The following is a 339-nucleotide window of genomic DNA, read 5'->3' on the forward strand; positions in this document are numbered from 1 at the left end:
CAACGAGTTCTTGAGTCAAAGCATTCATGTAATAACCTTCCAACATCCATCAGGACAGATCAACGAATTGTTACATTAGTTGATGATTTTGATTGTGCCACAAATTCCAATAAAGATGCTCAGGATAAAATGATTTGTCCGTCACATTAATCCTTATTTATAACCGCTAAAAATACGATTTTTAACGATAAAATCTACCAAATACGCTATATATTGTCAGAAAATAGCATATCGTTTTATGTAAGAATATCGCAGAATGTCGTGTTCATCATGGCTATATGTCAGGATTATTATTTAGGAGTCTGTAATGTCCAAGACTGGATTTGGTCAAATGTATCG

Source organism: Acinetobacter sp. UBA6720 (genome assembly GCF_002454215.1).
In the GTDB taxonomy this organism is placed as follows: domain Bacteria; phylum Pseudomonadota; class Gammaproteobacteria; order Pseudomonadales; family Moraxellaceae; genus Acinetobacter.